This window comes from Polyangiaceae bacterium, from assembly GCA_015075635.1.
Classification (GTDB): domain Bacteria; phylum Myxococcota_A; class Polyangia; order Polyangiales; family Polyangiaceae; genus JADJKB01.
The window spans coordinates 2,251,231-2,264,339 of record JABTUA010000001.1; the positions used below are offsets into that span (position 1 = coordinate 2,251,231).

Below are 13,109 nucleotides of genomic sequence, written 5' to 3' on the forward strand. Positions count from 1 at the left end.
CATGGGTCACTTGATGGCTTTGCCCGCCAGGCACGCGAACTGGTCGCCGCCCGTGCACGCGCGCTGGAGATCCATCTTCGCGCCCGCGGTCTGGCCGGTGGCCGCGTTGATCACGCCGAGCCGCGTGCAGGCTCGGAGGTCACCCTTGGTGCAGGTGTTCCGCCATTCCATGGTGTCCTTGGGGTTCGGCACGAAGGGGGAATTGCCGCCGTACATCAGCTTCATGGTCGCGCAGCCGAAGCTGCTCATGCGCTGGCAGGCCATGGTGAAGCTGCGCTTGGCGCCGTCGGCGCCGCCGGGCTTGGCCGCCTCGAGCCGGCCGAGATCGGCGCAGGCGTCCGCGTTGCCCATGTAGCAGCCGCGGCGGTAGTGCATCTCCGCGATCATGGCGTTCTTGCTCGTGCCCTTGCCGTATTCGTGCATCTGCGCGAGCTCGCTGCAGGCTGCGGCGTCGGCGCCGCGACACGCCTTGGTGAAGAGCTGGAGCGCCGTCCCGAGATCCTGCGCGACGCCGTCGCCGCTGGCGTACAGGCGCGCCGCGCGCCCGCAGCTCTTGTCGTAGCCGCCGTCGCAGCCGAGCTTGAGCTTCTCGGCGGCCTTGCCCGTGTCCTTGCCCACGCCGCGTCCTTCGGCCAGGAGCACGCCCAAGAAGCCGCAGGCCTCGGCCACGCCGTCGGTGCACGCCTTGTCGAACAGGTCCGCCGCCTTGGCCTCGTCCTTGCCGACCCCGCTGCCGTCGGCGAGCAAACGGCCCTGGTTCACGCAGCTCGGCGTGTCTCCGCCGCCGCACGCCTTCTCGAACAGCTGCGCCGCCTTCGCCGCGTCCTGGGCCGCGCCGTTGCCGGTCGCGTGCATCACGCCCAGGGCGCCGCAGCTGCCCGCGTGGTTCTTGCCGCACTGCGCCTCGCAGTCCTTGGCGTCACCGGCCTTGCACTGATAGGCGGGCGCGTCCGCGGCCTTGGTGCACTTGCCTTCCGCCAGCACCAGGCCCGCCGGGCAGCCGCCCTCTTGCTTCGCCAGCTCGACCGCGGGCGCCTTCGGGGCCTTGTCGTCCGCGGCCTTTTCCTTGGCGATCGGCACCAGGAGCAGGCGCACCGGCGCGCCGCACTGATCCGGCGCGTTGGTCGCGCTCGAGGTGGCGGACTTGCAGGCGCCGAGGTCACCGTCCTTGTTCTGGACCTGGCGCTTGCTGGCCGAGGCACCGGCGGTCTCGGCGCCGAAGAACGCGGCCGCGGCCTTGGCCTCGCCGCTGGTGTTGGTCTCCATCACGAAGGCGCCGACCGTCGCGCCGCGCACGAAGTGGGTCGCGCCGTCGCACTTGCCCTTGAGGTCCGTCTTGGTCGGCTCGCTCCAGGTGGTCTTCTGCTTGCCGACCATGACCATGGCCACGTCGAGGGACGAGCCGCGCTTGAGCTCCGCGCTGAGCTTCACCCCGCTGAGCGGCAGGTTGGCGCGTACCTCGTCGGAGTTGTTGAGGCGCACGACCTGCTCCTTGCGGGTCATGCCCATGTAGCCGTAGTTGCCCTCGATGTGGCACTCCTTGAGCAGCTTGATGCCTTCGCAGCTGTAGCCGACCACAGCGACGCCTTCCTTCATTGCGATCTCGAGATCGCCACGCTGCTCCGGCTTCCAGTCCACGACCAACGGCTCGCCGCCTTCGCCCACGCCCTGGCACTTGCCCTCTTCGAGGGCTTCGGTCGCGCTCGACTCCTTGGGGCGAACGGCATTGCCGACGCCGCCGGCACCGCACGCCACGACGGCGCTGGCGGCGCTCGCGCCGAGGAGGAAACGCAGAATGAAGGTCCCGGTCCGGTTCGACATGGCGCGCATGATACGGAAAGGCCCGGCCAGTGGAAGCGCCGCGACTTTGACGGCCTCGGGGCGAGCACGTAGGCTCCCCGGCGGATGCGCAAACGAGCCTGGCTCTCGCTGATCGTCACCGGCGTCGCCGGCCTGTTGGCGCTGCGTCTCGGGCTCTCGTCTGCGGAGGCACAGACCGCCCGAGGCCAGCCCTTTCGCTTGGTTACCGGTCTCGGGACGCCTGCGCTCCGGCTGAGCAGCTCGGTCGCGATCGCGCTCGAGCGCGAGCGGGCCGAACGCAGGGCCCGCGAACAGGAAGAGGCACGCCTGACGGCCGCCCTTCGCCCGATGCCCGACCTGACCCAGACCGATCCGGCCCTCGGCGTGATCGGGGGCGGGGAGTCCTGGTGCGGACCGGTGGCGGTCTCGAACGGCTTGGCCTGGCTCGCCTCGCAGGGTCGCGAAACCCTGATCCCGCCGGGGGAATCGCCGCGCGCGCGCCAGCTGGAGCTGGTGCGTCAGCTCGGCTCCGGCCGCTACATGGGAACGACCCCCAACGGCGGCACCGGCACGAACAATCTGCTCCGAGGTCTGCACGCCTTCCTCCGCGACAGCGGCTGGGGCTACCGCCGCCTTCAGTACCAAGGCTGGCGAGGACATCCGGCGCGCTTCACCACCCGGGTCAAGAGCGCCGAGCTCGGGTTCATCGCGAAGGCCCTGGACGAAGGCGGCGTCGCGGTCATCCACGCGGGCTGGTACACGCCTGGCAAATACGGCGCGGATTTCTTCCGCCGTCACGGTGGGCACTGGCTCACCGTGGTCGGCGCCGGCATCGACGAGTCCGGCCGCCCGGCCCCCGACATGCTCGTGGTCCACGATCCGGCGCCCTACGCCGGGGCAGAGGGCCAGCGTCACTTCGTGAAGCTCGCGCGCCTCGAGAGCGGGTGGCTCTTGGCCGAAGACGGAGCGTTCCCGGCCAAGGGCTACTCTCGGCTCGAAGGGGGAATGAAGATCAAGGTCGAGGGCGACATCGCGGTCCTCGACGGCGCCGTCGTGCTGGTGCCTTGAGCGCAAGCGTTGCGGGCGCGCGTGGCTGGCCCGCCTTCGGGTGATGCACTAGCCTCGCCGCATGGCATCGCTCGCTCGTTGGGCCATCGGCGCGCTGCCTGGCGCGCTCTTCGTCTCGTCGTTCTTCGCCTGCGGTGGTCCCTCGGAGCGGCACTGCGCCGCCGAGGCTCCGTGGAGCGGCACCTGCACGTTCAAGTCGGTGCTCAAGATCCGCCAGGTCGAGTTCCCGGCGCCGCACGGCGTCTTCGAGGTCGTGTACGAGCCCCAGCCGAACGCCTCGAGCCCGAACTTCACGCCGCCGGCGCTGCGCGAGGAAATCAAGGTGATGAGCGCCCACGAGCTCGAGCTCGACGCCTACTTCCAGCGGAACCAGAGCGCGGCCTGCCAGATGGCGGCGCCGCCGCCCGGCAGCTGCCAGCCGGGCAGGATGAGCATCGCCCTGCCGCCCTTCCAGCCCACCGGGGCGGCTCCCGCTCAAGAGATCCGTGGTTGCGCGCAGCTCGAGTCGCAGGCGACCCAGGACAAGCTGCCGGAGCTCACCAAGAAGGCCGCCCAAATGCCGGAGGTCGTGATGTTCGCCCAGGCCTCTGCCGAAGCCAGCCCGGAGGCGACGCAGGTGGCCACGGCCATCGCGCAGCGGATGAAGGCGACGCCGGGCATCGAGTGCGTCGCCATCGTCGGGCAGGTCTCGCCGGGCGAGCACCCCGCCGTCGCGAACGAGCGGGCCAAGACGGTGCGGCAGCTCTTGCTGCAGAACGGCGTGGACGCCGCGCGCCTCACCACCATCGCGGTCACCGAGGCGGTCTACGGTGGCGGCACCGACGCTCCTCCGCCGGATCCGCAGAAGCGCCGCGTCACGCTCAGGATCCTCCTGGCGAGGTGATGAGGCGCCGGAAGGTCAGGTTGACGCGCTCCGCGCTCACTCCGGGCTGCTTCGGCACGCCGTGCCGGAGCTCGTGCTGGAAGGCGCCGCCCATGACCAGTAGATCGCCGTCTCGCAGCTCGAGCGTGCGCGACGCGATGCCCAGGCTCTTCTTCTTGGGGTGGATCACGAAGCGCCGAGTCGCGCCCAGAGACAGCGACGCTAGCAAGGGGTCTTCGCCGAGCTCTGGCTCGTCGTCTGAGTGGAAGCCCATGCTGTCCTGCCCGTGGCGGTAGCGATTCACGAGCACGTGGTTGAAGTCGCCGCAGGTCGCCCGTTCCACGCGCTCCATCAGCTCCGCCAGGGTGGGGGAGGGCTCTCGAGCCGGCAGCGTCTGCCCCGAGTAGCGATACGGCACCGAGCCGGCCCAGGCGATCAAGCGCGGCTGCACGATACGCTTGCCGAAGAGCACGATCTCTCGCGCCTCCCAGGCGAGCTCGCGAACCAGCGCGGAGAGCAGCGCTCCGGACTCACGGGCGCCGATGAACGCGGGCTCCAGCCTGAGCCACGAGCAGAGCGAGAGCTCGGTTCTCACGCCTTGGTCTTCGCCGGCGGCTTCTGCTGCTTCTTCTCCATGTCCCGGAAGCGTTTCTCGAGCTCCTTCATGCGCTTCTCGATGCGATCGGGATCTGCCGGAGCGTCATCCTTGCCGTCGTTGGGCCACTTCCACTGCCACTGCTTGAAGAACTGCTTGCTGTTGCCAGGCCCCATGCCCTTGAACAGATCCCCGAAGCCTTCGAAGGAGAAGTCGAAGTCCATGCCGCTGTCGGCGGGCGGATCGCTGTCCAGCTTGGCCTGGAGCTGAAGCGCGCGGCGCCCGCGCACCACGCTGACTGGGACCAGCTCGCCGTTCTTCTTGTCCGCGAGGGCGCGCGAGACGTCGCTCGGACTCTCGACCGGCTCGCCACCCACGCGCGTGATCACGTCGCCGACCTTGAGCCCCGCCTTTGCCGCCGGGGTCCCGGGCTCCACGCGCTGCACCAGCACGCCGGCGTTCTTCGGGGCGCCGAAGTAGTCGCGGAGCTCCTCGGTCATGTCGGTGGCGTTCACCCCGAGCCGCCCGCGTCCGCTCTTGAACGAGAAGCTCCACGACGAGGCCGGGGGCTTTTGGGCCGCTGCCGGGGGCTTGGGCTTGGCCTTCGGTTGGGCGACGGCCGGACCGCCGAGGAGCGCCGCCGCGAGGAACAGGGAGGCTATCGGTCGCATCGCAGGTTCGACGATAGCACCGGCGATTGATTCGAGCCGCACCCCGGGTCCTTCCTGGAATCGACTCAGCCCGGCTCGGCGGGTAGAACCACGGCTCAGATGCGCCCCCTCGTCGTCGCCGTCCACGCGCGTACCGGGATCACGGCGCTGAACGTGGTGACCGCGGCCCTCGACGCCGACCCACGGACCGCCGGCACCGAGGTCGTGTTCGCTCCGAAGCTCGACGCGATTGGGGCGGCGGTGGCGCACGGACAGAGCGCCGGGAGGCCGGTGCTCGTGGCGTGGTCGTTCTACTCCGGCGACGCGCCCTGGGCCGAGGCCGAGCTCCGGCGCGCGAGGGCGCTCGCTCCTGGGGCGAGGCACGTCGCCGGTGGCGTGCACGCGACCGCGGAGCCGGAGGCGACGCTCCGGGCCGGCTTCGACCTGGTGGTCCGGGGCGAGGGCGAGAGCACCTTCGTCGAGCTCGTCGCCGCGCTCGGCGAACGCCGATCCCTCCCGGAGATCCCGGGCACGTCCTTTCTGCTCGACGGCGTCTACACGGCGACCGGCTCCGCGCCGCGCCGGCCGCTCGACGACTTCCCAGCCTTCAACCTGCGTTACGGCAAGTGGAACCCGATCGAGCTCACTCGCGGCTGCATCTACGCCTGCTCCTTCTGCCAGACGCCCTTCGCCTTCAAGGCGCGCTTTCGGCACCGCAGCGTCGAGAACGTCCGCCGGCACGTGCGGGCGATGGTCGAGCAGGGCGCCCGCTACGCGCGCTTCGTCACGCCCACGGCGCTGTCCTACGGCGCCAGCGGCGAGGAGCCGGATCTCGGCCAGGTGGAGGCGCTGCTCGCCGCGGTGCGCTCCGAGCTGCCCGCGGAAGGCAAGCTCTACTTCGGCAGCTTCCCGAGCGAGGTGCGGCCCGAGCACGTGACGCCCGAAGCGCTCGCCGTGCTCAGGCGCTACGTGGACAACGACAACCTGGTGATCGGAGGGCAGTCGGGCTCCGAGCGTGTGCTCGCCGCCTCGCACCGCGGGCACGGCGTGGCGGAGGTGGAGCGGGCGGTGCGCTACGCGGCAGAGGCCGGCTTCCGCCCCGACGTGGACTTCCTGTTCGGCCTGCCGGGCGAGACCGGCGACGAGCGCCGCGCCTCGCTCGCTTTCGCCGAGAAGCTGATCGGCCTCGGCGCTCGGGTGCACAACCACTCCTTCATGCCCTTGCCCGGCACCCCGCTCTCGCGGGCGCGCCCCGAGCCGCTCGAGCCGGACGTGGTCTCGGCGATGAACCGGCTCGAGTCGAGCGGTGCGCTCTACGGTCAGTGGCGCCGGCAGCTGCTCGATGCTCGAGAGCTGGTCAAACGGCGCGGAGGCTAGGGGTTGTCCTTGGTTCGGTGTGCCACCGAGCGGCTCGATTCGCGCTGCTCGGCGGTCAGCCGAGCCCCGGATTCACTTGAACAGTCTGGTCATGATCGGAGCTCGATCCGCCAATGAGGCGTGAGTGCGAAGACCGGCCGGGGCCGGCGCCGGCCGTTTCGACCGAACGGAAGCGTCGCGTGGCGTTTGCTGCCGCCAGCGGAACGCGAATTAGGGACACCCCCCTAGCGGCGCTGCCTGCGCTGCTGCTTGGCGCGGTTCTTGTCGCGCCTGTCCGGCGGCGCCTTTGCCAGCGCATCCAGCGCGAACTGCCGGTTCTTCGCCACGCGTTCGCGGTGTCTCTCCGGTAGCTTGCCTTCGGCGAGCAGGCGCTCGCAGGCAGCCAGGGACTCCCGATGCTCGCCCACGTAGTAGGCGGCGATGGCGTACTCGTCGAGCGCGCGCCAGGCGTACACCGACTCGTCCAGGAACAGAACGTCGTCCGGTCGCGGGATGCGCCGGGCCTGGCTCGCGAACAGGTGCGCCAGCGCGTAGTCCTTGGCCTCGCGGTGGTGCCGGGCCAGCTCGCAGAGCGGCTCGGAGCGGGTCGGGCGGAACTGGTAGGCGCGCAGGTACGCCGCCTGCGCCGGCTCGAAGGGGTCGCCCTGCTTCTCGAGCAGCACGCCGAGCTGCAAGAGGGAGTAGAAGACCTCTTCGGCCCAGCCGCCCATGCTGGCGCGCCGCGCGTAGGCCCCGATGGCCGCCTCGAGGTCACCAGCGTCGCGGTGGCTTTGCGCCAAGTAGAAGACGTAACGGGCGTTGTCGGGCTCGGTCTTCAGCGCCTCCTCCAGCACCCGCGCGTCGCTCCGGTACTTGGCCTGAGGGTCGGCGTTGCGAGCGCCGTCGAAGAAGCCCTTGCACAGGAGGCCGTTGAGCTTCTCGCTCGTGTGCGGGACCTCGCAGTAGATGGCCTCGTGGAGCACGCCGCGGTACTTCCAAGGCAGCGAGCTCCGGACGAGCTGGGGCAGGAAGAAGCGGGTCGGGCTCTCACCGGCGGCGTGCAAGGTCAGGTACTCGTCCGCCGTCAGCTCCGGCAGCCGGAAGCCAGGGTCCGGGATCAGGATCTCGTCGGCGTCGATGATCAGGGTGTAGTCGGCGCGACCCCGGGCGAGCTCCAGGGCCTCCGTGCGGTTGTGGCCGAAATCCCGCCACGGCCGCTCGTGGAGCTCCCCGGGCAGGTCGGCGAGCAGGCGGCGGACCAGCTCCTGAGTGCCGTCGGTCGAGCCCGTGTCCACGATGACCCAGCTCTGCACGAAGGGCCTGACCGAGTCCAGGCAGCGCATCAGGACCCGCGCCTCGTCCTTGACGATCATGTTCAGGCAGACCGTCGGCGGCATCGGCGGCCGACGCTGCCACCGCTGACCCTGCTCGGCAAGCGTGGTACGCGTTCGCCCCTAACCTCGACGAGGAGCGCTCATGGGACATCCGGTCAACTGGTTTCAGGTCTCGGGGTCGGACGGGAAGTCGCTTCAGGATTTCTACAAGAAGATCTTCGCGTGGAGGATGAGCCCGTCGCCAGACGGCAGCATGATGATGGTCGCCAAGGAAGAGGGCGGCATCGAGGGCGGCATCAGCAAGTCGATGGACGGCCAGAGTGGCGTGACCTTTTTCGTGAGCGTCGCGGACATCGACGCCCACCTGAAGAAGATCGCGAAGGCCGGCGGCACGATCGCGATGCCGAAGCTGAAGCTCGACGCGGGCATGGGCTTCATCGCCGGCTTCAGGGACCCGGCCGGCAACTGGATCGGCCTCTGGCAGGCGGGTAAGGCGCCCGCGCCGAAGAAGGCCGCCAAGGCTGCACCCAAGGCGACGCCCCCGGCCAAGGCGAAGGCCGCGCCGAAGACCACCCCCGCGGCCAAGGTGAAGGCCCCGCCGAAGACCACCCCCGCGGCCAAGGCGAAGGCCGCGCCGAAGACCACCCCCGCGGCCAAGGTGAAGGCCGCGCCGAAGAAGGCCGCCAAGAAGAGCAGGCGCTAGGGGGCGCGGCGTGCGACGGAGCGGCTCGATGCGCGCCGCTCGGCGGACGGCCGAGCCCTGAAATCACCCGTACTGTTTGGCCATGATCAGATCTCGATCCGCCACTGAGGCGAAGGTGCGAAAACCGGCCGGCACCGGCGCCGGCTGTTTCGACCGAACGGAAGTGTCGCGTGGCGTTTGCTGCCGCCAGCGGAGCGCGAATTAGGGACACCCGAATTTGGGCGGTGAGCGCCGTCCGTGTCACAACTCGGGGCGTGCGACTCGACTCGCGGGCCCCGCTCCTCTTGTTGCCGCTCGCGCTCGGCTGCCGGCCCGCGCGCGCAGAGGACCAGCAGGTGCCCAGCCCGAGCGCGTCGGTCGCGCCGGTTCCGCCCCCGACAGCGAGCGCTGCGGTGACGCCGGCTTCGCCCGCGGCACCGGCGCCGGCGGGGCCCTGCCCGCCGGAGATGTCCCGCGTCGGCAAGGCCTGCGTCGATCGCTGGGAGGCACACCTGGTGCTCGCGAGCGAGCCCGCGCGCGTCCACCCGCACAACCAGCGCCCGGACAAGGGCGTGAGCTACGCGGCGCGCTCGTCGAGCGGGGTCTTCCCGCAGGCGTACGTGAATCGCATCGAAGCGCGGGCGGCGTGCGAGGCCGCCGGCAAGCGCCTGTGCACGCTCGGCGAGTGGTACCGCGCCTGTCGCGGCGACAAGGGCGCGACCTGGCCCTACGGCTGGCACGAGAAGCGCACTGCCTGCAACGTGATGAAGCCCCACCTGCTCGGCAAGCTGTTCGGCAACGACCCGCGGCGCTGGGACTACGCGAAGCATTTCAATGCACCGGAGCTGAACACTACGCCGGGCGGTTTGGCCAAGACCGCCGAGCACGCCGAGTGCACGAACGCAGCTGGCACTTTCGACATGGTCGGCAACGTGCACGAGTGGGTCAGCGACGTCGTGGACGCTTCGCTCGAGCAGAAGCTCCCGCTGCGCGACGACATCAGGAAGAAGATCGGCGTGAACACCGGTCACGGCATCTTCATGGGCGGCTTCTACTCGACCGGCGACGAGCACGGTAAGGGCTGCGGCTTCGTCACCATCGGCCACGAGCCGAAGTACCACGACTACTCGACCGGCTTCCGCTGCTGCAAGGACTCTGGCTAGAGCTACGGCACCAGGTGAGCGAAGAACGCCGTCTTGGCGGCGGGCAGCGGGCCCGTGCCGAAGTCGAGGGAACCGCCGCTGTACTTGCCCGCCAAGCCGAGGGCGCTCCCGACCCACGCTACGCTGGTCGGAGAGTCGGCGCTGATGTGGCCCCAGCTCTTCGAGTACAGGTGGCCGCCTTGCGGGTTGAAGCGCGCGAGCACCAGATCCGACGAGCCGACGTGCTGCACCGGGCCGCCGCCGAAGTCCACGGCGCCGCCGATCTCCGCGGCGAAGGCCACCTCTCCGCTGCCCTTCACCGCGACTGACACGCCGTAGTCGAAGGCGCTGCTGCCAAACCCCTTCGCCCAGGCGGTCGTGAGCGTGGCGGCGTCGAGCTTCAGCAAGAAGGCGTCGGTGTTGCCCTGGTTCGCCACCACCTGGCCGCTCCCGAAATCGACCTGGCCAACGAACGAGCCGGCGATCAAGAGCCCCGCCGCGCCGTCCTTGGAGAGGTCGCGCCCCAGGTCGTTGCCCGCGTCGCCGAACCGTCGCGCATCGATCACGGCGCCGTCCGCGCCGGAGAAGCGCGCGACGTAAACGTCCGAGGTAACGGCGACCGTGCTGACCAGCTGCTTGCCGACCAGGTCGAGGGTCGAGATGAACTCGCCCACCGCCAGCACGTTGCTCCCGTCGCCCAGGAGCGCGCGCGGTCCAGCGCCGACCGAACCCCCGTTGATCGTCTTCAGGGGCCTCGCCCAGGCAACGGCGCCGGTCACCCCGGAGTACTTGGCCAGGTAGCCCGCCCAGTTCGCCTCGAAGAGCTGGGTGCCGCCGAACGAGAACGTGCCGTAGAAGCGGCCGCCGACGTACACCTCGTCCGCAGCGTCGACGCCGACGGAGTACTGCTCTCCGTCGGCACTGGCGGCCGGCACGCTGATGCAGCGCGACCAGAGCTCGCTGCCCTTGTCCGCGCTCAGCTTGATGGCGAACATCCCGCGGGTCGCGCAGCCGAGCGGCTTGTCGAACGACGCCCCGTTGTTCGTGTTGCCGGCGACGATCACGTTGCCCTTGGAGTCCACGCTGACATCCACCAGCTGATCGTCACCAGTTCCGCCCAGGCGGACGACCCACAGGGACGCGCCGGCCGGGGTGAGCTTGGCGACGAAGAGCTCGTTGCCGCCGCTCGAATTGAGCGGGACTCCCCCGATGTCCTGGCCCGTGACGAACGTGCCCGCCGCGACCAGATTGCCGGCGGGGTCGGCGACGACCCGCGGGGTGCCGACGATCGCCTCGACCCAGGTCGAGGGCCCGGCGGGCTTGCAGGCCTTCGCTACGCAGGCGCCGCTCGAGCAGTCTGCGTTCGCGCCACAGCCCTTGCCATCGGCGCAGGGGCTGCACTGACCACCGCCGCAGTCGATGTCGGTCTCGTTACCGCTCTTGGTGCCGTCGGTGCATCCCGGGGTCGTACAGGTCCCAGCGGCACACTTGCCCTCGGCGCAGTCGCTGGCGGTCCAGCACCCCTTGGGCGCGGGGCACTTGGGGCAGCTGGTGCCGCCGCAGTCGATGTCGGACTCGGTGCCGTTCTGCAGGCCGTCGCCGCAGCTCGGCGCAGAGCACTTCTGCGCCGTGCAGACGTGGCTCGCGCAGTCGCTCGGCTTGGTGCAGGCGGCTCCGGCGCAAGCGCCGCACGCCCCGCCGCAGTCCACGTCGGACTCCGCCGAGTCTTTCACGCCGTTCGCGCAGGCGCCGGGGCCAGCGCCGCCATCCGGAACCCCCGTCACGCAGCTGCCGGTGGCGCTGCAGACGCCGCTTGCACAATCTTCGCCGGTCTTGCACTCGGGCAAGCACGCTCCCCCGATGCACTTGAGCTCACCTTCGCAATCGGAGTGGTAGACACACGAGTTGCCGACCGGCGAGGCATCCTGGGAGTTGATCAGCCGGCCGTTCTCGTCCACCTCGGCCTGCACCGCGCACGACCCCTCCGCGCACGCCTGGTCGGGGACGCAGTCTTTGGCGGTCTTGCACTCGGGACGGCACTTGCCGAAGACGCACTTGAAGCGCTCCGGGCACTGGCTGTTGAAGTCGCACTGTTGCTCGCTCTCGAACATGCACACCTTGAACGGCTTGTCCGTGGGGACGCAGAGCTCGCCGTCCGGGCAGTCGCGCTGTTCGTTGCACTCGGTGTGACACTTGCGGAAGGCGCAGACGAGCGGCGAGTTGCAGTCGGTGTTGAGCAAGCAGCCTTCGGCCAGCTTGGCTCGCCGGAGCTCCTCCGCGTCGTCCGAGCCGCACGCGCCCGCGAACGCGGACGCCACGAGCGCGGCGCCCGCGAAGGTCAGACCTCTTCCCCACGCGCCGAAGCGTGTTCTCTCCCGGCCCATGCCGGCAGTTTAGGCTGCTCGGCAGCAAAGCGCGAGCGCGGCAGCCGGCCCGACTTCGGCTCGAGAACGCGACCGACGCTTTGGACCTACGAAATCTCGAAGGTCGCTGGTAGGGTTGCAGGTTTCGCCCTCCAACCGCGGCTCGACGCTGCGCCTTCCGGAGACTTCATGCCCCCGTTCCGCTCAACGTTACCCTTCGCCCTGTTCGTCTTTTGCCCCCTGATCGCGGCCGCGCAGCCCGCGGGCGACGTCGCCCCGCCTCCCAGCTCGACCCCCGCGCCGGCGAGTGTCCCCAGCTACCCGACCCCGGGTGCGGCCACCAACAACTGGGACGTGCTCGTGACTGCCGACAACCGTGTGCTGTACGTGCGCGTCCTGCGCCAGGAACCGGGCTCTTTCGTGACGTTCCAGCACCCCGACAAGCGCGAAGAGACCTGGTCCTGGGCCCAGGTCAAGGTGGTGGCGCTGGTCCCGGACCGAAGCGCACTCGCCGGAGCGAGCGCGCCGAGCACGACCCAGATCGCCCCGAGTGGGGGCGCCCGGCAGGAGACCAGCCGCGACTGCGCCAACCAACCCGGTGAGATCTGTCGCGAGAACACCGCGACCAGCGTGGATGGCCGCGGGGTGAGCTTCGGGCTTCAGGGGCAGAGCGTCCGGCGCGTGGTGACGCCGCCGTCGTACGATCTGGGCGGCGCGCTCGAGCTGTCCGGCCTGTACGGCACCAGCACCGGAGACCTCGACCTGACGCTCATGGGCTACTCGATCCAGGGCGGGCTGCGCCTGATGGCCGGCGGCCAGTTCCCCGGGCCCGAGGGTGGCGGCTGGAGCGGCGTCGGTGTCGATCTGATGGGGACCTTCCAAGGTGGCTTCGGGAAGGTCTCGGCCGCGGGAACTGAGACGGAATACGAGCAGGCGACCGTCTCGGGCTCGCTGACCGCGGGGTACCAGTGGCTCAGCTTCGGCGCGATGGATCCGAGCACGCTCGAGCAGGGCGGGTTTGGCGTCTTCCTGGGCTACCGCCTGGGCGCCGCCGCGACGTTCACCACGACCAAGGTCGGGGGGACGGAGAACGAAGAGAGCACCAGCGGGGTCGCGCACGGTCCGGCCATCACGCTGAGCTTTCCCAAGTACAACGCGGGAACCGCCAAGCTGCGGCGCTGGACCATCACCGCCATGGCCATCTACGTGTCGGACTTCCTGATCGTCACCGCCGGCGGAGGCTACACCTGGTGAGGC

11 protein-coding genes are annotated in these 13,109 nt (G+C 70.1%); 6 read left to right on the forward strand and 5 right to left on the reverse strand.

Going from position 1 to position 13,109, the window contains the following annotated elements; all coding sequences use genetic code 11:
* Positions 1-6: 6 nt before the first annotated feature.
* Positions 7-1,821: a sel1 repeat family protein gene (locus tag HS104_10185; protein MBE7480335.1), complete on the reverse strand. Its 1,815-nt coding sequence runs from the start codon at positions 1,819-1,821 to the stop codon at positions 7-9.
* Positions 1,822-1,905: 84 nt separating this feature from the next.
* On the opposite strand from HS104_10185, the gene HS104_10190 reads away from it, so the two are divergent.
* Both HS104_10190 and HS104_10195 read left to right on the forward strand, forming a co-directional pair.
* Positions 1,906-2,868 (forward strand): hypothetical protein, encoded by a 963-nt coding sequence (locus tag HS104_10190; GenBank protein MBE7480336.1) that lies wholly within the window; start codon positions 1,906-1,908, stop codon positions 2,866-2,868.
* A 61-nt stretch (positions 2,869-2,929) separates the two neighbouring features.
* Positions 2,930-3,751, forward strand: coding sequence for a hypothetical protein (locus HS104_10195; protein ID MBE7480337.1), 822 nt, complete (start codon positions 2,930-2,932; stop codon positions 3,749-3,751).
* Here the strand turns inward: HS104_10195 and HS104_10200 are convergent.
* Both HS104_10200 and HS104_10205 read right to left on the reverse strand, forming a co-directional pair.
* On the reverse strand, positions 3,729-4,325 hold the full coding sequence (locus tag HS104_10200; protein MBE7480338.1) for an alpha-ketoglutarate-dependent dioxygenase AlkB: 597 nt from the start codon (positions 4,323-4,325) through the stop codon (positions 3,729-3,731). The two genes, HS104_10195 and HS104_10200, sit on opposite strands and share 23 nt — an antisense overlap.
* The gene (locus HS104_10205; protein MBE7480339.1) at positions 4,322-4,996 is read right to left on the reverse strand and encodes a PDZ domain-containing protein; all 675 of its coding nucleotides are present in this window, start codon (positions 4,994-4,996) and stop codon (positions 4,322-4,324) included. The genes HS104_10200 and HS104_10205 overlap by 4 nt, the downstream gene beginning before the upstream one ends.
* Before the next feature lie 99 nt (positions 4,997-5,095).
* Between HS104_10205 and HS104_10210 the strand changes: the two genes are divergently transcribed.
* Complete coding sequence (locus HS104_10210) at positions 5,096-6,352, forward strand: TIGR04013 family B12-binding domain/radical SAM domain-containing protein (protein MBE7480340.1); 1,257 nt, start codon at positions 5,096-5,098, stop codon at positions 6,350-6,352.
* 224 nt (positions 6,353-6,576) lie between these two features.
* Here the strand turns inward: HS104_10210 and HS104_10215 are convergent, their stop codons facing one another.
* Positions 6,577-7,728, reverse strand: coding sequence for a glycosyltransferase family 2 protein (locus HS104_10215; GenBank protein ID MBE7480341.1), 1,152 nt, complete (start codon positions 7,726-7,728; stop codon positions 6,577-6,579).
* Between the two features lie 79 nt (positions 7,729-7,807).
* Here HS104_10215 and HS104_10220 point away from each other — a divergent pair, with 79 nt between their 5' ends.
* Both HS104_10220 and HS104_10225 read left to right on the forward strand, forming a co-directional pair.
* Positions 7,808-8,368, forward strand: a complete 561-nt coding sequence (locus tag HS104_10220) for a VOC family protein (protein MBE7480342.1) — start codon at positions 7,808-7,810, stop codon at positions 8,366-8,368.
* 254 nt (positions 8,369-8,622) lie between these two features.
* A complete protein-coding gene (locus HS104_10225; protein ID MBE7480343.1) occupies positions 8,623-9,510 on the forward strand; it encodes an SUMF1/EgtB/PvdO family nonheme iron enzyme in 888 nt (295 codons plus the stop codon).
* Positions 9,511-9,512: 2 nt separating this feature from the next.
* Here HS104_10225 and HS104_10230 read toward each other — a convergent pair whose 3' ends face one another.
* Positions 9,513-11,873, reverse strand: a complete 2,361-nt coding sequence (locus HS104_10230; protein ID MBE7480344.1) for a hypothetical protein — start codon at positions 11,871-11,873, stop codon at positions 9,513-9,515.
* Positions 11,874-12,041: 168 nt separating this feature from the next.
* On the opposite strand from HS104_10230, the gene HS104_10235 reads away from it, so the two are divergent.
* Positions 12,042-13,106: a hypothetical protein gene (locus HS104_10235; GenBank protein ID MBE7480345.1), complete on the forward strand. Its 1,065-nt coding sequence runs from the start codon at positions 12,042-12,044 to the stop codon at positions 13,104-13,106.
* Positions 13,107-13,109 lie beyond the last annotated feature (3 nt).